The sequence below is a fragment of the Streptomyces sp. Je 1-4 4N24 genome (assembly GCF_026239515.1).
Classification (GTDB): Bacteria; Actinomycetota; Actinomycetes; order Streptomycetales; family Streptomycetaceae; genus Streptomyces; species Streptomyces nigrescens.
This window is the reverse complement of sequence record NZ_CP110836.1, coordinates 8429134-8452853: the sequence shown is the minus strand read 5'-3', so window position 1 is coordinate 8452853 and position 23720 is coordinate 8429134. Positions and strand designations below refer to the sequence as shown.

The following is a 23720-nucleotide window of genomic DNA, read 5'->3' as shown; positions in this document are numbered from 1 at the left end:
GAGCTGCACCGATACCCGACGTACGGTGACGCGGCTCAGCAGGCTTCACACCGCGCCCGGGCCCCGGCCGACGGGCCGTGCGGAGTGGCGGAGTCCGCCGCGGGGGCGGGAAGCGCCGCGGGAGCGGGAAGCGTCGCGGGAGCGGGAAGCGCCGTGCTGCCGCGCCCGGCCGGAGGGGGCGCCGGGCGGGGACCGGCGGCCAGGATGCTGACGGAGTTGGCCACCACGATCGCGGAGACGGCCAGCCACTCGATGGCTTCCAGGGTCTGGTCCAGGACAACCAGACCGACCAGTGCCGCCAGGACCGGGTTGACACTCATGAAGATCCCGAAGAACCGCGCGGGGACCCGGCGCAGGGCGAGCAGGTCGGCGAGGAACGGTACGGCCGAGGAGAGGATGCCCGCGGTGGCCGCATATCCCAGAGCACTGGCGCTCGGCGGGTGGTGAGCGAGCACGGTGATCCCGAGGGGCAGGTAGAGCAGCGCGGAGACACCGGCGGCCGCGGCCGAGCCCTCGGCGCCGGGCAGACGGGCTCCGACGAGGCGGTTGAGCAGGATGTAGGACGCCCAGCACACGGCGGCGACCAGACCGAGGGCGATGCCCGCGTAGTCGGTGGTCGGCTGGGGGCGGGTCAGAACGACGACCGCGGCCCCGGCGACGAGGGCACACAGCAGGTCCACCAGGCGACGGGAGGCGGCCAGGGCCACGGCCAGCGGGCCAAGGAACTCCAAGGTCACCGCCAGGCCCAGGCCGATGCGGTCAATGGCGGTGTAGAGCGACAGGTTCATCGTGGCGAACACCATCGCCAGGCACAGCACCGGCCACCACTGCCGCCAGGTGAACGAGCGCAGCCTGGGCCGGCCCACCGCCAGGAGGACGAGCCCGGCCACCCACTGCCGCACGGCCACCACCCCGGCCGGTCCGATCACCGGAAAGGCGAGCGCTCCCGTCGCGGCGCCGGTCTGGTTGGCGAGTCCACTGCCGCACATCATCGCCACGCCCGTCAGCCGGCCCGAGCGCGCCGTCGGTCCCCCACGAGCGGCCTCCGGGAGCGGCAGGCCTTGCGTGCTTCGTCTCATGCACGGCAGCATCCGCCCATGGGCGTCCATACATAAAATGCATGCTCGTACTCATCAATGCGCTGTGGTTATGGATGTGGGATGGAACTGCGACATCTGCGCTGTCTGGTGGCGATCGTCGATGCCGGTGGCTTCACCGATGCCGCCATCGACCTCGGGATCTCCCAGGCTGCGGTGTCCCGGACGCTCGGTTCGCTCGAAGACTCCCTCGGCGTACGGCTGTTGCACCGCACCAGCAGGAGCGTCATCCCCACCACCGCGGGTGTTCAGGTGCTGGCGCGCGCCCGGAAGGTGCTGGCCGAGGCCGACAACCTCATCCGCGAGGCCACCACCGGCCACACCCGGCTGCGCATCGGCCACGCCTGGTCGGCCATGGGCCGGCACACCGCCGAGTACCAGCGCCGCTGGGCGGCCCGCTATCCCGACATCGAGTTGCATCTGGTCCGCACCAACTCCGCCACCGGTGGCCTGGCGGAGGGCCTGTGCGACCTCGCCGTGGTCCGCACGACCTTCGACGACGCACGCTTCGCCAGCGCCGTCGTCGGCCGGGAACGCCGCTACTGCGCCATGGCCGCCGACGACCCCTGGGCCAAACGACGCGCCATCCCCCTGGCCGACATCCACGCCCGCACCCTCCTCATCGACCGGCGCACCGGCACCACCACCGCCGACCTGTGGCCCCCCGATACGCGTCCGGTCGTCGAGTACACCCAGGACATCGACGACTGGCTCACGGTGATCGCCACCGGCCGCAGCGTCGGCATCACACCGGAGAGCACCGTCAACCAGTACCGGCGCGACGGCATCGTCTTCCGGCGGATCCGGGACGCCGCACCCGTCGCGGTCCACCTCATCTGGCGACGCCATGACCCGCATCCGGCCACGCATGCCGCCGTCGCGCTGCTCACCGACCTCTACCGGCAGCGCACGTGAACACGCACGTGAACGGCAACGCACGTGAACGACCGCACACTCCCCCCCTCCGGGGAACTTGACACCGCCCCCATCCAGGAATCGGACCGCACACCATGACGGAACCCTCCGCCGCGTCGACGACACACCTGGCGGCACTCGGACCCTTCTGCGCCTTCGAGACCCACACCGCGGGGTCCGAACTCAGCCCGCCCTGGCGGCCGTTGAGCGAGGCGGCACGGGAAGGGAGTGGCGTCCTGCGGGAGCGAGTCGCCTCGGTGCGGGCCTCCCTCGCCGCCAACAGCGGCCGACCACCCGAAGCCGTCGCGCCTCGGGTGGCCGCATCGGTGGCCCATCTGGGCCTGGTGGCGCGGGTCATCTCACCGGTCCTTGGCCTGGCCGCTCTGCACGGCCTGCCGTCGCGGCCGCTCACACTGGGCGACCTGTGGTGGGGTTCCGCCCTCGGCGGCGCGTTCCGGCTGTCGCTGCCCCGGGAGGCGGTGACCCCGGTCGCCGGCGGTGACACCCGCACGGCCGGCGCCATCGCCGCGGACATGCTGGACGGACCGGTCCGCGCTCTGGTGGACGCCTTCGCCCCCTTCTCGGTGTCCCGGCGCATCCTGTGGGGCAACGTGGCCTCGGCCGTGAACGGCGCGGCGACGGGCATCACGGCGGCGGCCCCGGACCTGGAACAGCCCGCCCGCGCAGCGGCCCTGGCCTTCCTGCGGCAGCCGCAACTGCGGGACACCCACACCCTGGACACCCACAACGGCCGCTTCACACGCAGGAGTTGCTGTCTGATCTACCAGGCCGCACCGAATGCCGCGGGCGCCGTGTGCGGCGATTGCGTGCTGGTGCGCGGACGGGGCAGATCGAGACCGGCCGGCAGGGCGGACCGGGAGTGGCCGAGGACGCTGCCCAGGAGCGGATCGGTTCCGCCGGCGGCCGGGTCCGGTTCGTGAGGACGGCGGGTCCGGGTCGGGTAGATGAGGTAGATACCGCGTGTGACCGCACCACTCAACTGCGGTTCAGGCGGCGTCGGTTCGCGTCGCCGTGACCGGCACCGTCACGTACCGCATCGTGACTGCCGCCCATCCCGTCAATGGCGGCCCCGACGCCCTCCAGCACCTCTGCCGGCTTGTCCGAAGGGAGTTGGGTGCGGGCGCGCCAGGTCAGCGTACGTAGTCCCGGCCCCGCCACCGCGGTGCTCAGCGAGGTGGCGCCTGTGTGTCCCCGGGGGCCGCGGCGGCAGCCGGGTGATCCGACGGTGCACCCGGCACCGGACCGCGCCGCGCCGGTTGTCCGGTGAGGTAGTGCACATACTCGTGCGCCAGGCGGAAGCCGGCGGTCCAGGCGAGGAGACGGCTGGGGCGGTTGTCGCGGGAGCAGGTCCAGCTGGGGGTGTGGCCGCGGCCGGCGACGTCCTGGCACAGGGCGGTCACACAGGCCAGGGCGAGGCGCCGGCGACGGTGTGCGGGGGCGGTGTAGCAGGCGATGTCCTCGTACGCGGTGCCGTGGAAGTACGTACAGGCGACGGCGAGGAGCTCGTCCTCCCCGAAGGCCGCCCAGCCGAGTCCGCAGGCGGCGAGGCCGGCCGGGCCGCCCCAGCTGGCATGGAGCCACGCCGCGTCCGGGGCGAGGGCGGCCAGCGCCGCGGCGTCCTCCGGCACCAGTCGGCGCACCGTCACCCCGCGGGGCGGGCACGGCGCCGCCACGGACACCTGGTGCACGTACAGCATCCGCTCCCACGGCACGATCCGGCCGAAGGCACTGCGCAGGGCCGGCAGGAAGCAGGTAGGGGCCTGCACATAGTGCGCGTCGAAGACGGCGAGGGCATCCGGCGCCAGGTCGCGGGGGTCACCGCGGAGCAGCACATGACCGGCGCAGGCGACGGCCAGGGCGCGGGGCGCTTGGGCGCTGTCGGCCCACCAGCAGCCGGTTCCGGAGGCCGGGACATGTTCGGCCAGCGCTGCCGTCCCCGGCGACCCGGCCGCGAACCAGCGGGCGAGCGGGGGGAGCTGGTCGGGGGCGAGTTCGATCACTGCGGTTCCTTGCGGTGGTCGTGGAACGGCCCGGTCCGTACGGAACCGGGGCCGCTCGCTCGACGCCTGAGGCATATCGACCGCCTGGACGATACGGGAGGAATCCCCAAAGCCGGACGTGATCCCGCGCCCCCGCTCGCCGTGTCGCTGTGTCGCTGTGTCGCCGAGCGGATCCCCTCGGCGACCGTTCCGGCCGTGGCCTGGAATCCGCTGAGCGGTGTGCCAGAGTGGGAGGAGGACGGACCGCGCATCGGTGCGTGCAGGAAGAGTTGCCTGTCATGTCCACTCAGTCGGATCGCCTCGGCGCGGTCACCACACATCCCAGGTCCCCGCCTCGCCGGAGCGAGGAGTACGAGGACCTCTTCGATCAGGCTCCGGTGATCTTTGCCGCGCTGAGCGGCCCGTCCCATCTGCTGGAGGCGGCGAATCCGGCGTTCTTCGAGGCCTTCGGACGCGACCGCGGACGTACCGATGTGCCGATCGGTGAGCTGATTCCCGAGCTGGCTCCGCAGGGCGTCCTCGACCGGCTCGACGAGGTCTATCGCACCGGTACCGCGTACCGGGCCCACGCGGGGCGGCTGGTGCTCGGTGCGCCAGGGGCCGAGCGGGAGGGGTTCTTCGACTTCACCTACGAGCCCCGCCGGGACGCGCTCGGCGAGATCGACGGAGTGGTCGTGATCGCGGTGGAGACCACCGCGTTCCACCACGCCCAGCTCCTCGCGGCCGAGCAGCGCCTCCTGCTGGAGCAGATCGCGGGCGACGCCCCTCTGGGCGACATCCTGACCGGCATGGCGCGGGCGATCGAGGAGCTGTCACCGGAACTGATCGTCTCGGTGCTGCTCATCGATCCCGAGGGCCGGCATCTGCTGCACGGCACCGGCCCGAGCCTGCCCGCCTTCTACAACGACGCCATCGACGGGGTCGAAATCGGTCCGGACGTCGGCTCCTGCGGTACGGCCGCCTATCTGCGCGAGCCGGTGATCGTCACCGATATCGCCACCGACGACCGGTGGAAGAACTACCGCGACCTGGCCGAGCGGGCCGAGGTCGCGGCGTGCTGGTCCACCCCGATCATGGGGACGGACGCCCGGCTGCTGGGCACTTTCGCGATTTACCACCGCATCCCCAAGGCCCCCGCGGCCAAGGACGTGGCCCTCAGCGGCGCCTTCGCCCGTATTGCCGCGCTGGCCATCGAACGCCATCAGGCCATGGAGGCGGGGCGCGCCGCCCAGGAGCGGGAGAAGGCGGTCCGGGACGACCTGGCCTTCGTGCTGGAGGCCAGCACGGCCATCACCCGTGAGCTGCACTATGCCGACTGTCTGCAGTGCCTGGCCCGGCTGACCGTGCCCACCCTGGCGCCGCTGTGCACGGTCCATGTGCTGGAGGACGGCCGGACCCGGCGGATCGCCGTGGCCGCCGCCACCCGGGCCGACGAGGAGCTCCTTGCCGCCCCCGGCATGCACGACGAGGTCGAGCGGGCGGTGGTCCGGGTGCTGGCCTCCGGTGCGACGGAGACGGACCACGCCGATGTGGCACGCGGCGGCCGCCCCGCACTTCCCGGCGTCACCGGTTACGTGTCCGTACCGCTGGGCGCCCGCGGCCGCACCTTCGGGGTACTGACCCTCCTGGCCACCGGCCCGCCCCTGGACGGCCATGCCATCACCCTCGCCGAGGAGCTGGCCCGCCGGGCCGCGTCCAGCGCCGACAACGCCCACCAGTTCACCGACCGCGTCCAGCTGGCCCGTGACCTGCAGGCCGGTCTGCTGCCTCCCGAGCTGCCCAGGATTCCTGGCGCCGAGCTGGCGGCGTCCTACCACCCCGCCGGCGAAGGGCTCGATGTCGGCGGCGACTTCTACGACGTCTTCCCGCTCCCCGACAACCGCTGGGGGCTCATGATCGGCGATGTGTGCGGGCGCGGCGCCCTGGCCGCCACCACCACCGGTATGGTCCGCCACACCGCCCGCGCCGCCGCGCGACTGCTGCACGACCCGGCGGACGTGGTCGCCGCCATCAACGACGCACTCACCGGAAGCTCCCTCGGCGAGGACGTCTTCGTCTCGCTCGTCTACGGCGAACTGCGGCACACCGCATCCCACCTCACGCTGGACCTGATCCGCGCCGGCCATGTCCCCCCGCTCGTCCGCCGCGCCGACGGCACGGTCGAACAACTCGCCCAGTCGGGCCTGCTGCTGGGCGTCGCCCCCACATTCGACGGCTCCCCCTGCCACCTCGTCCTCTCCCCCGGCGACAGCCTGATCCTGGTCACCGACGGCATCACCGAGGCCCGCTCCGCCGCCGGCGCGTTCTTCGACGAGCAGCGCCTGGCCGAAGCCCTCCTCCCGGGGCGCACCACGCCCTCCGGCGCCGCCGGTCTCATCGAGTCCGTCAATGCCGCGGTGACCGCCTTCGCGGGCCCGTCCACCCCCGACGACCAGGCCGCGCTGGTCCTCACCGCCACCTGACCGCTGCGGCACACCCGGCACCGGCCGAAAGGCCCCGGCCCGGCGCGCGCAGGTTCGCCCGATGAGCCCGCCCCTCTGCCCTCCGCCGGAGAACCTGCCTATTTTGGCCTCATGGACAGCGCGCCACGTGACACACCCGACGACACCAACCCGCTGCACCGGCTCTCCCTCGACGCACTGCGCCGGCGTACGAGCATGAAGTGGCGCACCTACCCGGAGGATGTGCTGCCGCTGTGGGTGGCGGAGATGGACGTACCACTGGCCGCACCGGTCGCCCGCGCGATCACGGACGCGGTCGCGCTCGGCGACACCGGCTACCCGGCGGGCACCGCGTACGCCGCGGCACTGGCCGACTTCGCCCGGACCCGGTGGGGCTGGAACGGGCTCGCCGTGGAGCGCACGGCGATCGTGCCCGATGTGATGCTGGGCATCGTCGAGATGCTCAAGCTGATCACCGGGCCGGGAGACCCGGTGGTCGTCAACTGCCCGGTCTATCCGCCGTTCTACCAGTTCGTGACGCATATGGACCGGCGCGTGGTGGAGGCCCCGCTGGGCGGGGACCTGCGGATCGACTTCGCCGCGCTGGAGGAGGCGTTCCGGCATGCCGTGGCGGGCGGCGGCCGGGCCGCGTACCTGCTGTGCAGCCCGCACAACCCCACCGGCGCCGTGCACAGCGCCGAGGAGCTGACCGCCGTCGCGGCACTGGCGGACAGGTACGGCGTACGGGTCGTCGCCGATGAGATCCATGCGCCCGTGGTGGCCCATGACGCCGCCTTCGTGCCCTATCTGAGTGTGCCCGGGGCGGAGAACGGGCTTGCGCTGATGTCGGCGTCCAAGGCGTGGAACCTGGCCGGTCTCAAGGCCGCGCTCGCCGTCGCCGGACCCGCCGCGGCCGACGATCTGGTCCGCCTCCCGGAAGAGGTCAGCCACGGCCCCAGCCACGTCGGGATCATCGCCCACACCGCCGCCCTGCGGGACGGCCGCGACTGGCTCGACGCGCTGCGCACGGGTATCGACGACAACCGCCGGCTGCTGGCCGGCCTGCTGACCGAGCAGCTCCCCCAGGTCCGCTACCGCCCCGCCGCCGGGACCTATCTCGCCTGGCTCGACTGCCGCCCGCTGGGCCTCGGCGACGATCCCGCCGCGGCCTTTCTCGCCCGCGGCAGAGTGGCCCTCAGCCCCGGGACGAGCTTCGGCACCGGCGGCGCCGGGCACGTCCGGCTCAACCTGGCGACCTCGCCCGGCCTGCTCACCGAGGCGGTACGGCGGATGGCCGCAGCGGTGGCCTGACCACGGCACCGACCGCAACGGGCGCTCGCCCCGCGCCCGGTGACCGGCGAGCGCCATGGTCCGGCGGACATGCGGACATGCGGACATTGGGATCGCCGTCTTTGTCCCCCACACCTTGCGGAGTCCCATTCATTAGGACATGATCTCGTTCATTGCGGGGACGGGACGCGCCAACGGCTTCACGGCAGGCGCAAGTCCCAGTGACAGCGCCGGAATTGGGTCGGTAGTGTCACTCGACCGATCGGATCCGCAGCGCGTACCGGAAGGGCCGAGGGCGACGATGAGCGAGTCAGGGGCGCCGGGGACCGGCCGGGCGTCCGGGGGCGGGAGTTCGGGCGAGCGGGCCGCGGGCGCGCTGGACCGGGGGCTGGCGATCCTGACGCATGTGGCGGGAAACCGCGGTGTCTCGACCCCGGAGATCGCCCAGGCGCTGGGGCTGACCCGGAGCACGGCGTACCGTCTCGTCGACCGCCTGGAGGAGCAGGGCTGGCTGACCCACGCCCCGGCCGCGGGCCAGTGGCAGTTGGGGCCGACGGCGGTACGGCTCGCGTCCGCGGCGGTGTCCTCGACCACTCTGCGCGATACCGCGGCGCCTGCGCTGCGCAAGCTCGCCGAGCTCACCCAGGAAACCGTCAGCCTCGGCGTGCCCAACGGCCTGACCATGGTGTTCGTCCACCGTGAGCGCGGCACCCGGCCGGCCGTGGTGACCGCCGAGCCGGGCGCCTCCCGCCCGCTGCACTCCAGCTCGCTGGGCCGCGCCTATCTGGCGGCGCTGCCGCAGCAGAAGCTGGAGGACACTCTGATCGAGCTGGTCCGCGACCCGATGTCCCCGGTGTCCGCGGCCACGGTCTCGGAGGTGCACGCCGAGGTCGAGCGCACCCGGGAGCGTGGCTGGTCCCAGGATCTGCGGGACTTCGACGAGTCGAGCTGCTGCTGCGGCGCCGCCGTCTACGACCACACCGGAATGCCGGTCGCCTGCATCAGCGTGGCCGGTGTGGCCGAACGTATGGCGCCGCTGGTGCCGACCTACGGCCCGGTGGTGGCTCAGGTCTGCCGTGAACTCTCCTCGTCCCTGGGCTACTTGCCGCCCGGTTCCTGAGGCACGGTGACGCGCTCACCGGCACCGTCGCGCAGGCTGCCGCGCACCGGGTTGGCCAGCCGTCCGATCCCCTCCACCTCCGACTCCAGCAGATCGCCCGGCCGCAGGGCACGCGGCGGCCGCATGAAGTCGCCGCACCCCGCCGGGGTTCCGGTCAGCACCACATCACCGGGCCGCAGGGTGAAGAACCGGCTGAGGTAGGCGATCAGGGCGGGGACCCCGAAGACCATGTCGGCCGTCGAACCGTCCTGCACCGTCTCGCCGTTGACCCGGGTGCGGATCCGCAGCCGCTGCGGGTCCGGGATCTCGTCGGCCGTGACCAGCACCGGCCCGAAGGGGCAGAAGGTGTCCAGGCCCTTGCCCCGCAGCCACTGTCCGTCGCGCTCCTGAAGATCGCGGGCGGAGATGTCGTTGGCGACGGTGTAGCCGAAGACGTACCGCAGCGCGTCCGCCTCGGACACCTGCCGGGCCTCGGTGCCGATGACGACGGCCAACTCCGTTTCCCAGTCGACCCGTTGGGTGAGTTCCGGGTCGATGACGACCGCCTCGCCGCTGCCGATGACACTGGAGGACAGCTTGGGGAAGAGACGGGGCTCGGCGGGGCGCTCCCCACCCCTCTCCTCGATGGCGTCCCGGTAGTTCATCCCCACGCCGTACAGCGCGCCCGGCCGGTACGGCAGGACCGGCACGAGGTCGGCCCCGGTGGGCAGTTGGTTCCACGACCACGGCAGGGTGCCGCCGATGACCTCCGCCAGGGAGACGGAGGGCGGTGCCAGCCGCCAGGGGTCCTGGGGGGCCAGCCGGCCGGCGAGCCGGTCGCGCCCCTGGTGGGTAACGGTGGCCAGATACATGGGCTCTCCAGGGCGGTACGGCACCCGTCGCGGGTGCGGCGGGGCGCTCGGCGGATGCGGGCCGGACGGATCCGGACCGATGAGAGGGAAGCCTCGGGCAGGGGCAGCGGCCCGTACGGGCCTACGGCGCCGGGCACCGCGCATACGGATACGCGGTATCCGCATCTCGGCCCCACTCCTGGGTCGTCCATGACATGATTTACTCCTCAACAACAAGGCGTGTCCCAATAATTGGGACTCAACACCATCCAGTGAGACGCGGATGCCGACGGTACGGGAGAGCGCCCGTCGGCCGCAATGACCGGAACTCAGGGGAAAGCGGGGAAGCCGCGGCGGCCGGGGACCGCGCCGCCGGGGGGGAAGAACGGGGGCCGGGCCGTTCGGCCTCGACAGTGGCCGGGCCCGCCACCGGCCGCTCACCGCACCGCCCTTGAGGCCGTTTTGGAGAGCGGGGCGTTTCTCCATACGATCCGGCAATGATCACAAGAAAACGGCTGGCGGCCGGGGTGTGCGGCCTGCTCGCCGCGATGGCCGTCGCACTGCTCCCCACACCTGCCGCCGCCGGTGAACCGGAGGCGAGTCTTCCCCCAAGGTCGAGTTGACGCTCGATGTCAGCGGCTCGATGCGGGCGCGTGACATCGACGGGCAGAGCCGGATGGCCGCGGCGAAACAGGCGTTCAACGAGGTGCTGGACGCCGTGCCGGACGACGTCCGGCTCGGCATACGTACCCTCGGCGCCAACTACCGTGGCGAGGACCGGAAGACCGGCTGCAAGGACACCCGGCAGCTCTACCCGGTCGGGCCGCTCGACCGGACCGAGGCGAAGGCCGCGGTGGCCACGCTCGCCCCCACCGGCTGGACGCCCATCGGGCCCGCGCTGCTGGGCGCGGCCGACGACCTCAAGGGCGGTGACGCGACCCGCCGGATCGTCCTCATCACGGACGGCGAGGACACCTGCGCCCCGCTCGACCCCTGCCAGGTGGCCCGGGACATCGCCGCCAAGGGCATCCACCTCACCGTCGACACCCTCGGGCTGCTGCCGAACGCCAAGACCCGCAACCAGCTGAGCTGCATCGCGGAGGCGACCGGCGGTACCTACACCTCGGTCCAGCACACCAAGGAACTCCGGGACCGCGTACACCAGTTGGTGGACCGTGCGGCCCGGCCCGTCGTCACCCCGAAGCCGACCGAGGGCGCCCAGCAGTGTGCCGAAGCGCCGGAGCTCAAGGCCGGTGTCTACACCGACCGTGAGAAGTTCGCCGAGCACCGCTGGTACCGGGTGGCGGTCCGGCCCGGCCAGGAGCTGCGGGCTTCGGTGAGCATCGCCGCCGACCGCGCGGTCAACAACGACTACGGGGTCCTGCTGCGCGCCTCGACCGTGCACGGGCGGGAGATCGTCCGCGGTGCGGAGGCCGGCGACGGCCGTACGGATGTGATCTCTTCCGGGCTGCGCTACCCCAAGGCGCCGCTCACGTCCTCGGACGACACGGACAAGCCCGCGGCGGAGACCGTCTGTCTGCAGGTCAGCAACTCCTTCTCGGCGCCCGCCTCGGTCAAGACCGACCCGGGCATGCCGGTCGAGCTGACCGTCGACCTGGTGGACGGCACCGGTGAGGCCTCCGACGCGGCCTTCTTCGGCCTTGGCCACGGCTGGTGGTTCCTGGCCGCGATGGTGATCACGGGGCTGGTGGCCGGTCTGCTGTGGGGCTGGATATCCCGTTGGCGTGTCACCGTCTGGAGGACCAACTGATGCGCACCCTACGCACCCTGATGACCGCCGTGCTGGCGGGCGCCGGACTCCTCGGCCTCGCGGGAACCGCCGTCGCCGACAGCCCCTCCCCCAGCGCGAGCGCCGATGCCGAGGCGGCCGCTCCGACCGAGGCCGGTACCTCCTTCCGTACCGCGACCGCCATCAAGCCGGAGCAGCGGGCCACGGCCGACGCCTCCACCGGTGACTACCTCTACTGGGTGCTGCCCGTGGACGCGGGACAGCGCGCCACCGTGAAGGCCAAGGTGACGCTCCCGCAGGCCGCCCGGCACGGCACCGCCACCTGGCAGCTCGATGTCTACGACGGGCTGCGCCGCCGCCAGGCGTGTACGTACGGCGCGCAGAGCAGGAAGGCGGCGCAGGACGCCGGGTCCGTCGAACTGTCCTGCACCCTGCGCACGGTCCGCGCCTGGGCGGAACCCTGGGCGAACGACCCGCTGCCGGGCAGCTATTACATCCGGCTGACGGTCACCGACCTGCCGAAGGACGACCTCGGTCTGCCCATCCGCGCCGAGGTCGACGCCACCACGGCCGACACGGGCGGTGCCCACGCGGTGGACGGCCGCCTCGCCGCGCCCCTGGTGCCCGGTGCCGGCGCCGCGACACCGCAGCCCGAGGAGAGCAGCGCTCCCGGGACCTCCGCCGCCCTCGGCGAGCCGGACGGCGGCTGGTCCTCCGGCTGGTGGTCCGACCGCTGGATCTGGACCGCGGTGGGCGGGCTGCTCGCGGCCCTCGCCGGTATCGCCGGCTACCGCTTCACCCGGGGCTCCGGCCGCCCGTCACAGGTGCCGCCGGGCGCCTGACCGACCGGGGCGGCCAGGACACCGGGCCGTGGCCGCCCCGCGCCGGGTCTTCCCTCGTCAGGCTCGCTCACGCGCGTCGGCTCCTGCCCGGCGGCAGTGCGGATCTTCCGGTCCGCCTGCACCGCCGGAGCGGAGTGCCCACGCCTGCGGAGGGCACCCTCCGCCTCACCCCGGCAGGTGGAGTTCACCGGTCGCGGCCAAGGCGGCCCGGCCGGTGAGACGGGGGATGCCGTCGATGACGGTGACCCGGAGGTGCGAGGGGCGGCCCAGCGCATGCCCCTGCACAAGGGTCACCTTCTCCCCGGCACGGCCGTGCCGGCCCAGGAGACAGGCGAGCGGGCCCGCGGCGCTTCCGGTGGCCGGGTCCTCGGTGATCCCGGCGACCGGATTGACGAAGCGGGCGTGCACATCGGCGCCGGGCTCGGCCGGGTCGAGGGCGTACAGGTACACACCCTGGCCACCGACTTCGGGCAGCAGCGCCCGCAGCCGGGCGGCATCCGGCCGCGCGGCGTCGACCACGCCACGGTCCCGGAGCCCGACCATCAGATGCGCGGCGCCGGTGGAGACGACCTGCGCGACGGGCAGCCCGGCGGCCGCGCCGAGTTCCCGGCCGTCGACTCCGAGTGCCTCGGCCAGCGCGGCCCGGTCGGTCAGCTCGTCCCCGTACGCCGCCGCCCGCTGTTCCAGGGTGACCTCGATGAGGCCGTGCTCGTCCACGGTGATCTCGACCGGCAGTACCTCGGCGCCGAGTTGCTGGAACCAGCGGCCGGTGCCGAGTCCCGGACCGAGCCGGCCCGCGGCGGCCAGCCACCACCAGGCACCGAGGGCGTTGTGGCCGGCCCCGAACACCTCGACGCCCGCCGCGGTGAAGGAACGCAGCCGCCAGGTGGCGCCGGCGCGTTCCGGCCGCAGCAGAAACGTCGTCTCGGCCTGATGGAATTCGCGGGCGATACGGGGCAGCAGCCCTTCGTGCAGCGGGTCGGCGTCGGGGACCAGGGCGAGCGGATTGCCTTCCAGCGGCTGATCGGTGAAGACATCCACCAAGGCGAACGGCGTACCGGCGGCCATGGCCGGGCTCCTCTCGGCGGGGTCGGATCGCGCTCCAGGCTACGCCCGGCCCCGGGTGTCCCGTGAGGCTCGGCCGGCGCTCAGCAGTTGCAGCAGGTGAGGCATTCACAGCAGCCGAGGCACTCACAACCGCAGCCGCTGCAGTCGCAGTTCTGGCAGCACCCCTCGCGCTTCTTGCGCGACCACGGCCCCTCATACTCCTCGGCACAGCAGAGCTGACAGGTGCAGCACAGCCCGATGGCGACCGCGCAGCCGGTGAAGAACCCGCGGGGCTTCTTCGGCTTCTGCGGGAACTGCGGCATCCCGCCGCCCCCACCGCCCGAGCCGCCACCGTCGCCGCCACCCGGACCACCCGGACCACCCGGGGGTATCTGGCCGCCGTGGTAGGGGTTCTGCGGGCCGTTCAGATGCTGCCCGCCCTGGGCGTACGGGCCGCCGGCCGGCGCCTGGCCGTACTGCGGGGCCTGGCCGTACTGCGGAGGCTGACCGTACGGGGCGGGCCCGCCGGGTCCGTTCCCGTACGGGTTGCCGCCCTGGCCGCCGTAGGGGCCCGGCGCTCCGTGCCCCTGGTGGGAGCAGGCGGCGGTGCCGAAGGCGCGGTCCACCGACCGGCGCAGCTCGTGCACCAGCAGCACATGCACCAGGGCGGAGTCGGTGAACTCCACCTCGCGCAGGGCGAGGCGGATGCCGTGCAGGGCGTCGTCGCACAGCCGGCGGGCCTGCGCGGTGGTGGCGCCCGTGGCGGTGAGCGGGTTCCAGGCGCCCTCGGCGGCGTCGGCCGTGCGGTCCTCCACGGCGTCGAGGAGGTGGGCGAGCCGTCCGAAGAACCGGCCGGCCTCGGCCAGTGGCGCGGCGTTGCCCGGCCGGCCCGCAAGGACCGCGGTCTGGGCGAAGGCCGCGGCGGTCGCCGTCTCGGTGGGTTCGGTGATGACCGTCAGCGGCGTGCCGGGACCGGCCAGTTCCTCGATGCCCACCTGCCGGTCGACCGCGTCGACCAGCACCGCGGTGTCGAAGCCGAGGGTGGCGCCGGTGCGCGCCCCGGCCCGGTTCCATCCCGCGGCGACCTTGCGCGCGGCGGCGGCCACCGGCCGGCGGCGCAGTGCTCCGTTCCGGTCGGCGACATGGTCACGTATCTTCGCCGAGGCGAGCACGAGGGACACCGAAGCCGCCAGCCGCGCGCCCTCCCCCTTCGCCACCGAGGCGGTCCGCATCCCCCGCAGGGGGCAGGGTCCCGCGGTCCGGCGGCGGACCTCCGGAGCGCCGGACTGAGCATCCGTCAGCACCGAGACGATCAGCCCGTCGTAGTTCGTGACGACCCGGGCGAACTGCCCGTGATCGCCGCGCAGCGCAAGACAGAGGCCGCACAGATGGGCCATCCACTCCGCCTTGAGCCCTTGGGACAGACGATGGGTACAGGGCCTGACGATTCCGAACATATGGATCCCCGTGAGAAGTCGGCATGGGCCGGCCCCGGGCAGAGCCGCGGCCGGCGGCGGCGGAAAAAGCGTATCGAGTGCGCCGTTGACCTGGACACATGCCCCTCGTGGGGGCCCGGTGCGGCTGACGTCCCGTCATCGGGGCGGGCCGGCCCGGCATCCACGGGGAGGGGCGGTCCGGCAACTGCGGGGGTGGGCGGTCGCTCCGCCTCTGCCAGGGGGTAGCGGGGGCGGAGCGACCGCGCGGCCCGGGTCCACAGGCAAAACCGGGGCCGAGCCGGGAATCGGGGAAATCCCTCGGCTCACCCTGAGATACGCACCGCGGGCCAGGAACGTTCAGCCGACTTCCGGATGCGTCGCGGCGTCGGTCCCGGTGCCCGGCCGGCGTCAGTTCTCCACCGGTCCGGCCGGCTCCGCCCCCGGATGGTGACGCATCCGTGCGGCGAGGACGGCGACATCGTCCTCGGCGTGCAGCCCGTCGAGGCGGAGCAGGACCTCGTCGAGCACCTGCTCCACGCCGGCCCCGGCGGGCACCCGCATCTTCGCCAGCCGGGACAGGGAGGCGTCGATGTCCTCACCACGCCGTTCGATGAGCCCGTCGGTGAACATCAGCAGGGTTTCCGCGGACGTGACGGCGCGGGTGATGAGTTCGTAGCCCCCCACTCCGGTGCCCAGGGGCGGGCCGACGGGGACATCGACCAGGGCGGCGGCTCCCTCGGGGCCGATGACCGCCGGGGGGAGGTGGCCCGCGCTGGCGAACGCGGCGATTCCGCGCGCCGGATCGACCCTGGCCAGCAGGCAGGTCGCCGGCCGGCGGGACTCCTCCCCGGCCACGGCGACATCGAGTTGCCGCAGTACCCGATGGGGTGGCAGGTCGGTCGAGGCGACATAGCGGAGGTGGGAGCGGTAGGCGTTCATGTCGACCGCCGCGTCGAGCCCGTGTCCCATGACGTCCCCCATGACGAGCAGGGTGCGCCCGTAGTGGAGCCGCACCGTCTCGAACCAGTCGCCACCGACCAGGGCGCTGGTGCCGGACGGCAGATAGCGGGTGGCCAGCTCCAGGTTGGGGTGCGGCCGGCCCGGCTCAGCGAGGAGCGCCCGCTGCAGGTCCATCGCCGTGCCCTGCACCGCGGCATACCGGCGGGCGTGGGTGAGCCGGGTGGCGGTGAGGCGTGCCAGGTGGTGCACGGTGGCGGTCTCGTGCTCGGTGAAACTGCCGCCCGCGCGCAGGGCGAGCAGCACACCGTAGCGACGGCCGTACGCCAGGAGCGGCGCCGCCACGGCCTCGGCGGAGCGGCCGCCCGGCAGGACCGCGGCCACCGTGACCGGCTGCTCTTCGTCCAGCGCCCGCACGGAGGGTGACATGCCCTCGGGCCGTCCCGTTCCCTCGTCCGGGAACTGCGCCTCCAGCACCTTCACCAGACCTGCCGTCGCGACACGGGTGAGCGCCGCCGGGGACGGGGTCCGCGCCCCGGTGCCCGGCTCGGTGAGCAGCTCCACCGCCGCGGCGTCACACAGGTGCCGGCACAGGAACCGGGCCAGCTCGGCACAGATGGTCTGCTCGTCCAGGGTCGTGCCGATCCTCTCGGCGGCCTCTTCCACCGTGTGCAGACGAGCCAGTACACGGGCGTGATCGGCGTCCCGGTCCGCCTCCGCGCCATCCCGGTTCGACAAGGCCACCTCCACGGCACTGCGGCCCGCCGCGCGCGGGGCGCTCCTCATGCACCCATACCATCAGCAAGCCGGCATCACGGCCCGCCGCGGCGGGCGCGCCGGATCCTCCGTGCGGCCGAGAGCGACCCCCCGGCCGTCAGCTGAGGACGCCCGTGCCCAGCAGGCCGAAGAGCAGCGCGCCGACGAGGATCCGGTAGAGGACAAAGGAGTTGAAGGAGTGCTTGGCCACGAACTTCAGCAGCCAGGCGATCGAGGCGTAGGCGACGCCGAAGGAGACGACGGTGCCGATGGCCAGCGGGGCGACGGCCGCGCCGGTACCGAGGGCGTCCTTCAGCTCGTAGATCCCGGCGCCGGTGAGGGCCGGGATGCCGAGGAAGAAGGACAGCCGGGTGGCCGCGACGCGCTCCAGGTCGAGCATGAGGGCGGTGGACATGGTCGCGCCGGAGCGGGAGAAGCCGGGGAAGAGCAGGGCGAGGATCTGTGAGCAGCCGACCAGCATCGCGTCCTTGAGCGAGGTGTCGTCCTCACCGCGCTTGTGACGGCCCCTCCGGTCCGCCGCCCACATCACGCCACTGCCAAGGATCAGCGAGCCGGCCACCACCCAGAGCGAGGCGAGCGGGCCCTCGATCAGCGGCTTGGCGGCCAGACCGACGGCGACGATCGGGAGGGTCGCGTAGATCACCCACCAGGCGAACTTGTAGTCGTGGTGGTAGCGCTCCTCACGGTCCCGCAGCCCACGGAACCACGCGCCCATGATGCGCACGATGTCCTTGAAGAAGTAGACGAGTGCCGCGGTGATCGCTCCGACCTGGATGACCGCGGAGAAGGCGACGACGGTCTTGTCGCCGACGGGGATACCCATCAGACCTTCGGCGATCTTGAGGTGGCCGGTGGAGGAGACCGGAAGGAATTCCGTCACCCCCTCGACGGCTCCGAGGACGACGGCCTGGCCGATGCTGATCGCGCTCATGGGTTCCATTCCGGGTGGTCGGTGGAGCGACTGTACTGGCGCCGTCCCGGTCCGGCCGGAGGGCGACGCGCCGCGAGCCGTCGTGACACCGCCCCGGGGCGGTGGCGAGCGCCGGTACGGAAGGCCTCGCCGGCGGGCTCGGACGAGAAAGATGGCTCACGACGGCAACATCAGGTGGCGGTGGGCCGCCGGGATCCGATACGGATGAACGCAGCCCGTGGCCGACGGTGAACAGGGCGCGGACGGCCGGGCCTTGAGCCATCTCGCCCGCGCTCCCGTACCGGGCCGGGTGCGTCCCACGCATCCCGGCGTCTACAGTTCACCGCTGGTCTACAAACCTGTAGACGACCAGGGGGAGGAAGGGGCACGCCCGCAGGGCGCCTCACCCGTCCCGCAGCAGTCCACCCGAGGAGCCGGTATGCCGCGCACCGTGACCGACATGGCCATCGCCCCCACCAACGCGGCAAGAGCGCCACGGCGGCCGACGGACTGCTGGGAGGCCGTGTCGTGATCCCCGCTCCCCGGACCTCCGCCCGGCAGGGCACCGATCAGCTCGCCCCGGCCGGACCGCCCGCCACCCCGGCGCGCCACCCCGCCGGTGCCTCGGGCGAACCGGCGCCGCCCGCCCCGGCCAAACAGCGCGACGCCTTCTTCGACAACGCCAAATATCTGGCCATTGTGCTGGTGGCGATCGGACATGCCTGGGAGCCGTACTACCACGGCCACCGGAGTGCGGCGTCGCTCTATCTCTTCGTCTATGCCTTCCACATGCCCGCGTTCACCGTCATCTCCGGCTATTTCTCGCGCAGTTTCGATATGCGCCGCGACCGGCTGCAGCGGCTGGTCACCGGCGTCGCCGTCCCGTTCGTCGTCTTCCAGGTGACCTTTGCGCTCTTCCGGTACTGGGGCGGTGACACGGAGAGTTTCACCCTCAGCATGCTGGATCCGTGGTTCCTCACCTGGTTCCTGGCGGCCCTGTTCATCTGGCGGCTCACCGCACCGCTGTGGCGGATCGTGCGCTGGCCGGTGCCGCTGGCCCTCGCGATCGCCGTCGGGGCTTCCGCCTCCCCGGACATCGGCACCGAACTCGACCTCCAGCGGGTCCTGCAGTTCCTGCCGTTCTTCGTCCTCGGCATGTGCCTCAAAGCGGAGCACTTCAGCCTGGTGCGCCGCTGGCCGGTGCGGATCGCCGCGGTGCCCGTCCTCGCGGCGGCGCTGGTCTTCACGTACTGGGCCGTGCCCCGGATGAACAACGCATGGTTCTACCACACCGACAGCGCCGAGAAGCTGGGCGCGCCCTGGTGGATCGGTGCCCTGATGCAGCCGGCCATGTTCGGCTGCTCGCTGGTGCTGACGGCCTGCTTCCTGGCCTGGGTGCCGGGGCGCCGGATGTGGTGCACCGCGCTGGGCGCCGGCACGCTCTACGGCTATCTGCTGCACGGCTTCCTCGCCAAGGGCTCCCGCTGGTGGGGCTGGTACGACGCCGGCTGGGTCCACACCCCGTGGGGCGCCGCCGTCGTCACTTTCATCGGCGGAGCGGTGGTGACACTGCTGTGCACGCCACCGGTGCAGCGCGTCTTCCGCTTCGCCATGGAGCCGAAGATGCGGTGGGCGTTCAGGGCGGAACCCCGGACCGGCGCGGCGGCGGCTCCTGCCGGGAAGCAACCATCCACGCCGCCCTAGACGGCGGATGCGGCCTCGTGTGCCCCACGGCCCCGATTGCCCCGGCGCGGAGCAGCAGTACTGTTGGCGTGGCTCATACCTGTGGTGGTGGCTCCATCTTGGGCCGGTCGAGTGCTTGACATCACGTGATCGGAAGTCCTGCGAGAGGGCCAGCAGCCCTACGAGCCCCGGCCAACCGAACCCTGCAGAGGCGCCGATCATGGATCCAGCTGCCGTGGCATCGCCACCCCGTACGGGCATCAGCCTGCGCCAGTTGCTGATGTCGCTGGGCGAGCCCCTGGTGGAGCTGCAGGCCGCGCCGGACGGGCTGGACGTCGAGATCCGCAGCGTCGCACTGCTCGACCCCGAGGACCCGCCGATGGCCCACCCCGGCGAGCTGATCCTCGCCATAGGGGCACGGGGCCGCGCGGCGTTCCCCGCGCTGCGGGCCGGCGGACGCGACGGAGCCGCTGCCGTGGCGGTCAAGCTGGACGCTCCCGGGCAGGCCGCGGCGCTCAGTGCGACCGCCGTCGAGGCGGGCATCGCGCTGCTGTCCGTACGCAGTGAAACGCGCTGGGAGCAGGTGGACGCGCTGGCCCGTGCGGCGCTGGAGAGTGCGCCGCAGGGGCGCCCCGGCGAGGGGGCCGAGGAGGGCGACCTGTTCGCGCTCGCCCAGACCACCGCCATCCTCACCGGCGGCATCGTCAGCATCGAGGACACCGCCAACCGTGTGCTGGCCTACTCCCGCTCCGCCGACGACGACGAGGTCGACGACCTGCGGCGGCGCTCCATCCTGGGCTGGCACGGCCCGGAGGCGTATCTGTCGCGGCTGCGCGAGTGGGGTGTGTTCCAGCGGCTGCGCACCTCCGACGACGTGATCAACATCGACGCACACCCCGAGCTGGGGATCCGCCGGCGGCTCGCGGTGGCCATCCGGTCCGGGGAACGGCAGCTGGGCGTCATCTGGGTGCAGGAAGGGTCCTCGCCGCTGACCGAGCGCGCGGACCAGGCGCTGCTGGGCGCGGCCCGGGTCGCCGCACTGCATCTGGTACGCCGCCGCCGGGAGCTCTCCGCCGATCTCACGCTGACCCGCACGCTGGCGGCCGGACTGCTGGAGGGCAGCACCGGACCCCAGCCGCTGGCGAGCCACCTGGCCCTGGACGCGGCCCGCCCGGCCGCCGTCCTGGGCTTCTCGTACGGGGCGGCCGGGGCCACCCCACCGGAGCTGGCCCGCGGCGAGGTCAGCAACCTGATCTCGGTGCACACCGCCGCCCGGCACAGCAGCTCCGTGGTCACCCAGGTCGATACGCGGATCTATGTGCTGCTGCCGCAACTGCCGCGCAGCATCGACACCGGCACGCTGCGCGGCTGGGGGCAGGAGATCACCGACGCCGCCGGCCGCCACCTGGGCCTGTCGCTGCGCGGCTCCGTCGGCTGCATCGTGCCGGGGCTCGGGGAGATTCCCGAATCGCGCCGGGAGGCGGACCGGATCCTCGACGCCATGCTGAGCGTCGGCGTCGCCACCACGGTCGCCGCACTGCCGGACATCCAGGCGGAGGTGCTCGTCAGCGAGGTGCTGGCGCTGCTGTCCGCGCACCCCGAGATGCGCGACCCCCGGCTGACCGCCCTGGTCACCCATGACGCCCGTAACCAGGGGCAGTTGGCAGAAACCGTGCTCGCCTATCTGAACGCCTTCGGCGATGTACGGGCCGCCGCCACCGAGCTGCATGTGCACCCCAACACGCTGCGCTACCGGATCCGCCGGGCCGAGGATCTGACCGGTCTCGACCTCAGCCGCCCGGACCAGCGGCTGCTGGCCATGCTCCAGCTGCGGCTGCCGCCCGCCGACTGAACCGGGGTGCGGCGGGTGCCTGTGGGTGCCGCGGCCCGCCCGGGGACGCCACGCAGGGCATCCGCCTCTGCGCGGAGCCGCGGGCGCCTGCACCCAGCCCCACATACCGCCGATAGTCCACAATTCTCCTAGGATGGGCGATATTGCTCCATTGAGCTGACGGGCTGGCGATGATGAGTGCGGAGAATGCCCTGCCGGGTGGCTCGGACCGCGCATGCGATATCGCGAAGGCGGCCACGGCCGAACTGGACGGAGAAGGGCGGGTCATCGCCTGGACCCGGGCGGCGGAGCGGCTGCTCGGCTATCCGGCCGGGGAGATCCTGCACCGCCCCGCGGTGGAGCTGCTGGCGATACCCGGTGACGAAGTGCGGGTGGCCTCCGTGGCGCGGTGGTGCCGTGCGGGGAGCGGCTGGGGCGGCTCGGTCGCGGTGCGCCACCGGGACGGCCGGGAGGTGCAGCTGGCGCTGCAGGTCACGCCCGTTCTCGACGGTGCGGGCCAGGAGCGGTGGTCCGTCCTCGCCATGGAGGAGTGGCGGGTGCCGGGCGGCGGGGTGAACCAGCTGATGCTCGAACCGTTTCTGGCGCATGCGCCGGTCGGCATGGCCGTGCTCGACACCGATCTGCGCTACGTCTGGGTGAACGACGTACTGGAGCGCCTGATCCCCCTGGAACAGCGGCTCGGGAAGCAGGTGAACGAGATACTGCCGAGGCTGGAGGCCGAGGCGTTCGAGGAGCGGATGCTGCGGGTCCTGAGGACCGGATCGCCGGTGATGGACTATGAGTTCCGCAGCCCCACCTATGCGGACCCTCACCAGGAGCGCGCCTACTCGGCGTCCTTCTTCGGGCTGTCCGACCCCCAGGGCCGGCGTATCGGCCTCTGGTACATGGTCATCGATGTCACCGAACGCTGGCGGGCGCAGGAACGCCTGGCCCTGCTGAACGACGCCAGCGTCCGTATCGGCAGCACGCTCGATGTCACCCGGACCGCACAGGAACTGGCGGATGTCGCCGTTCCGGCGCTCGCCGACTTCGTCGCCGTCGATCTGCTGGATTCGGTGCTCAGGGGTGCGGAGCCGGTCCCCGGGCCGGTCGACAGCACCCCCACCATGCGCCGCTGCGGTCAGCAGTCGGTCCACGAGGGCTGTCCGGAGGCCGGCCTTGCCGTGGGGGAAACCGTCCAGCGGTCCCCCTCATCGCCGGTCGCCCGCTGTCTGCTCACGGGCGAGTCCCTGGTGGAACCGGTCCTGGACTTCGCCACCAGCGCCTGGGTCACCGAGGACCCGGTACGCGCCGCCGTCATCCGGGAATTCGGGTTCCGTTCGGTGATGGTGGCACCGGTGCAGGCCCGTGGCATCACCCTGGGCGCGGCGACCTTCTTCCGCTCCCGCCGTCTGGGGCCCTTCGTGGCGGACGACGTACGGCTGGCCGAGGAGCTGGTCGCACGGGCCGCGGTGTGTGTCGACAACGCGCGCCGCTTCACCCGCGAGCGCACCGCGGCCCGGGTGATGCAGCAGAACCTGCTGCCGCACGAGCTGACCGGAGGGTCCGCGCTGGAAGTGGCGTCGTGGTACTTCCCGGCGGACGCGCCGAGCGGGGTGGGCGGCGACTGGTTCGATGTGATTCCGCTGTCCGGGGCGCGGGTCGCCCTGGTCGTCGGGGATGTGGTCGGGCACGGCATCAACGCCGCGGCCACCATGGGGCGGCTGCGCACCGCCGTCCGTACGCTGGCGAACCTGGATCTGCCGCCCGATGAGCTGCTGGCCCGCCTGGACGACCTGGTCATCGGCCTGGTCAAGACACACCGTGCCGATCCGGCGGCGGACGCCGCGGACCCGAGCGTGGCCTCGACGTTCATGGGGGCCACCTGTCTGTACGCCGTCTACGATCCGGTCAGCAGGCGGTGCAGCGTCGCGCGGGCCGGCCATCTGCCGCCGCTGATCGTCGGCCCCGACGGCACCGTGGACTGCCCCGACCTGCCCGCGGGACCGCCGCTCGGCCTGGGGTCGCTGCCCTTCGAGGCCGTCGAGCTGGAGCCGGCCGAGGGCAGTCTGATCGCGCTCTACACCAACGGGCTGATCGAGGCCCGCGACCGGGACATCGAGGTCGGGCTGTCCCGGCTGAACGAGGCCCTCGCGGTGCCCGGGGAGACGCTGAAGGACATCGGCTCGAATGTGGTCAAGGCCCTGCTGACCGGCCCGCCGTCCGACGACGCCGCGCTGCTCCTCGCCCGGACCCATGCCCTGGACGCCCAGCAGGTCGCCTCCTGGGAGCTGACCTGCGACCCGGCCGAAGTCGCCACCGCCCGTGGGCTCGCCGGCCGTCAGCTGGCGGAGTGGGGCATGGACGATCTGCTGTTCACCACGGAACTGATCGTCAGCGAACTGGTCACCAACGCCATCCGCCATGCCACCGCGCCGATCACCCTGCGGCTGATCCGGCAGGACGCCCTGATCTGCGAGGTCTCCGACGCCAGCAGCACCTCGCCGCGGCTGCGCCATGCCCGGACCACCGACGAGGGCGGACGCGGACTGTTCATCGTCGCGCAGCTGACCCGGCGATGGGGCACCCGCTACACCCCGACCGGCAAGATCATCTGGACCGAGCAGAGCATGCCGTCCGAGGCGGGCGGAGACGACGAGGCCGACTGAGCCGGGATCGCCGGAGGGCGCAGGCGGACGCTTGCGGGGCGCCCCGGAGCAACCCCAGGCAGTCAGCGGCCCCGGTGGCGCCACGCCCCGTCCGACGCCGCGCC

The 23720-nt window shown here is 72.7% G+C and carries 17 protein-coding genes and 1 pseudogene; 11 read left to right on the top strand and 7 right to left on the bottom strand.

Annotated elements, in window-relative coordinates; genetic code table 11:
* Nucleotides 1–35: 35 nt before the first annotated feature.
* Nucleotides 36–1079 (bottom strand): DMT family transporter, encoded by a 1044-nt coding sequence (locus SLV14N_RS36615; protein WP_208687082.1) that lies wholly within the window; start codon nucleotides 1077–1079, stop codon nucleotides 36–38.
* Between the two features lie 81 nt (nucleotides 1080–1160).
* Between SLV14N_RS36615 and SLV14N_RS36610 the strand changes: the two genes are divergently transcribed.
* Nucleotides 1161–2012 carry a LysR family transcriptional regulator gene (locus tag SLV14N_RS36610; protein WP_208687080.1) on the top strand — a complete coding sequence of 284 codons (852 nt, stop codon included), beginning with the start codon at nucleotides 1161–1163 and terminating at the stop codon, nucleotides 2010–2012.
* 95 nt (nucleotides 2013–2107) lie between these two features.
* Nucleotides 2108–2953 carry a (2Fe-2S)-binding protein gene (locus tag SLV14N_RS36605; protein WP_263272671.1) on the top strand — a complete coding sequence of 282 codons (846 nt, stop codon included), beginning with the start codon at nucleotides 2108–2110 and terminating at the stop codon, nucleotides 2951–2953.
* 246 nt (nucleotides 2954–3199) lie between these two features.
* Here the strand turns inward: SLV14N_RS36605 and SLV14N_RS36600 are convergent, their stop codons facing one another.
* Nucleotides 3200–4033 (bottom strand): GNAT family N-acetyltransferase, encoded by an 834-nt coding sequence (locus SLV14N_RS36600; protein WP_208687076.1) that lies wholly within the window; start codon nucleotides 4031–4033, stop codon nucleotides 3200–3202.
* Nucleotides 4034–4311: 278 nt separating this feature from the next.
* Between SLV14N_RS36600 and SLV14N_RS36595 the strand changes: the two genes are divergently transcribed.
* From SLV14N_RS36595 to SLV14N_RS36585, 3 genes are all read left to right on the top strand, one after another.
* Nucleotides 4312–6495, top strand: a complete 2184-nt coding sequence (locus SLV14N_RS36595; RefSeq protein WP_263272670.1) for a SpoIIE family protein phosphatase — start codon at nucleotides 4312–4314, stop codon at nucleotides 6493–6495.
* Nucleotides 6496–6606: 111 nt separating this feature from the next.
* Nucleotides 6607–7785 carry a MalY/PatB family protein gene (locus tag SLV14N_RS36590; protein ID WP_263272669.1) on the top strand — a complete coding sequence of 393 codons (1179 nt, stop codon included), beginning with the start codon at nucleotides 6607–6609 and terminating at the stop codon, nucleotides 7783–7785.
* Nucleotides 7786–8065: 280 nt separating this feature from the next.
* Nucleotides 8066–8884 (top strand): IclR family transcriptional regulator, encoded by an 819-nt coding sequence (locus SLV14N_RS36585; RefSeq protein ID WP_263272668.1) that lies wholly within the window; start codon nucleotides 8066–8068, stop codon nucleotides 8882–8884.
* Here the strand turns inward: SLV14N_RS36585 and SLV14N_RS36580 are convergent.
* On the bottom strand, nucleotides 8863–9735 hold the full coding sequence (locus SLV14N_RS36580) for a fumarylacetoacetate hydrolase family protein (protein WP_208687067.1): 873 nt from the start codon (nucleotides 9733–9735) through the stop codon (nucleotides 8863–8865). The two genes, SLV14N_RS36585 and SLV14N_RS36580, sit on opposite strands and share 22 nt — an antisense overlap.
* A gap of 476 nt (nucleotides 9736–10211) precedes the next feature.
* Here SLV14N_RS36580 and SLV14N_RS36575 point away from each other — a divergent pair.
* Nucleotides 10212–11485 (top strand): annotated as a pseudogene (locus SLV14N_RS36575) (VWA domain-containing protein).
* The gene (locus SLV14N_RS36570; protein WP_263272667.1) at nucleotides 11485–12306 is read left to right on the top strand and encodes a hypothetical protein; all 822 of its coding nucleotides are present in this window, start codon (nucleotides 11485–11487) and stop codon (nucleotides 12304–12306) included. The pseudogene SLV14N_RS36575 and the gene SLV14N_RS36570 overlap by 1 nt, the downstream one beginning before the upstream one ends.
* 165 nt (nucleotides 12307–12471) lie before the next feature.
* On the opposite strand, the gene SLV14N_RS36565 is transcribed toward SLV14N_RS36570, so the two are convergent.
* From SLV14N_RS36565 to SLV14N_RS36550, 4 genes are all read right to left on the bottom strand, one after another.
* On the bottom strand, nucleotides 12472–13374 hold the full coding sequence (locus SLV14N_RS36565; protein ID WP_263272666.1) for a PhzF family phenazine biosynthesis protein: 903 nt from the start codon (nucleotides 13372–13374) through the stop codon (nucleotides 12472–12474).
* An 80-nt stretch (nucleotides 13375–13454) separates the two neighbouring features.
* Complete coding sequence (locus SLV14N_RS36560) at nucleotides 13455–14810, bottom strand: DUF5685 family protein (RefSeq protein WP_263272665.1); 1356 nt, start codon at nucleotides 14808–14810, stop codon at nucleotides 13455–13457.
* Nucleotides 14811–15197: 387 nt separating this feature from the next.
* Nucleotides 15198–16484, bottom strand: coding sequence for a PP2C family protein-serine/threonine phosphatase (locus SLV14N_RS36555; RefSeq protein WP_263272664.1), 1287 nt, complete (start codon nucleotides 16482–16484; stop codon nucleotides 15198–15200).
* Between the two features lie 136 nt (nucleotides 16485–16620).
* Nucleotides 16621–17454 carry an undecaprenyl-diphosphate phosphatase gene (locus SLV14N_RS36550; RefSeq protein ID WP_208687056.1) on the bottom strand — a complete coding sequence of 278 codons (834 nt, stop codon included), beginning with the start codon at nucleotides 17452–17454 and terminating at the stop codon, nucleotides 16621–16623.
* Between the two features lie 217 nt (nucleotides 17455–17671).
* Between SLV14N_RS36550 and SLV14N_RS36545 the strand changes: the two genes are divergently transcribed.
* The 4 genes from SLV14N_RS36545 to SLV14N_RS36530 all read left to right on the top strand — a co-directional run bounded on the left by SLV14N_RS36545 (nucleotide 17672) and on the right by SLV14N_RS36530 (nucleotide 23616).
* Entirely contained in the window at nucleotides 17672–17965 is a 294-nt protein-coding gene (locus SLV14N_RS36545) for a hypothetical protein (RefSeq protein ID WP_263272663.1), read from the top strand.
* Complete coding sequence (locus SLV14N_RS36540; protein ID WP_263273402.1) at nucleotides 17965–19137, top strand: acyltransferase family protein; 1173 nt, start codon at nucleotides 17965–17967, stop codon at nucleotides 19135–19137. Before SLV14N_RS36545 ends, SLV14N_RS36540 begins: the two co-directional genes overlap by 1 nt.
* Nucleotides 19138–19351: 214 nt before the next feature.
* On the top strand, nucleotides 19352–20968 hold the full coding sequence (locus SLV14N_RS36535) for a helix-turn-helix domain-containing protein (RefSeq protein WP_259670639.1): 1617 nt from the start codon (nucleotides 19352–19354) through the stop codon (nucleotides 20966–20968).
* A gap of 170 nt (nucleotides 20969–21138) precedes the next feature.
* A complete protein-coding gene (locus SLV14N_RS36530; RefSeq protein ID WP_263272662.1) occupies nucleotides 21139–23616 on the top strand; it encodes a SpoIIE family protein phosphatase in 2478 nt (825 codons plus the stop codon).
* Nucleotides 23617–23720 lie beyond the last annotated feature (104 nt).

What these genes read in the sequence shown, in the direction of transcription:
- SLV14N_RS36565 (WP_263272666.1), bottom strand. Translation starts at nt 13,374, where the DNA reads ATGGCCGCCGGTACGCCGTTCGCCTTGGTGGATGTCTTCACCGATCAG.
- SLV14N_RS36550 (WP_208687056.1), bottom strand. Translation starts at nt 17,454, where the DNA reads ATGAGCGCGATCAGCATCGGCCAGGCCGTCGTCCTCGGAGCCGTCGAG.
- SLV14N_RS36615 (WP_208687082.1), bottom strand. Translation starts at nt 1,079, where the DNA reads ATGAGACGAAGCACGCAAGGCCTGCCGCTCCCGGAGGCCGCTCGTGGG.
- SLV14N_RS36605 (WP_263272671.1), top strand. Translation starts at nt 2,108, where the DNA reads ATGACGGAACCCTCCGCCGCGTCGACGACACACCTGGCGGCACTCGGA.
- SLV14N_RS36585 (WP_263272668.1), top strand. Translation starts at nt 8,066, where the DNA reads ATGAGCGAGTCAGGGGCGCCGGGGACCGGCCGGGCGTCCGGGGGCGGG.
- SLV14N_RS36610 (WP_208687080.1), top strand. Translation starts at nt 1,161, where the DNA reads ATGGAACTGCGACATCTGCGCTGTCTGGTGGCGATCGTCGATGCCGGT.
- SLV14N_RS36580 (WP_208687067.1), bottom strand. Translation starts at nt 9,735, where the DNA reads ATGTATCTGGCCACCGTTACCCACCAGGGGCGCGACCGGCTCGCCGGC.
- SLV14N_RS36560 (WP_263272665.1), bottom strand. Translation starts at nt 14,810, where the DNA reads ATGTTCGGAATCGTCAGGCCCTGTACCCATCGTCTGTCCCAAGGGCTC.
- SLV14N_RS36590 (WP_263272669.1), top strand. Translation starts at nt 6,607, where the DNA reads ATGGACAGCGCGCCACGTGACACACCCGACGACACCAACCCGCTGCAC.
- SLV14N_RS36595 (WP_263272670.1), top strand. Translation starts at nt 4,312, where the DNA reads ATGTCCACTCAGTCGGATCGCCTCGGCGCGGTCACCACACATCCCAGG.
- SLV14N_RS36530 (WP_263272662.1), top strand. Translation starts at nt 21,139, where the DNA reads ATGATGAGTGCGGAGAATGCCCTGCCGGGTGGCTCGGACCGCGCATGC.
- SLV14N_RS36570 (WP_263272667.1), top strand. Translation starts at nt 11,485, where the DNA reads ATGCGCACCCTACGCACCCTGATGACCGCCGTGCTGGCGGGCGCCGGA.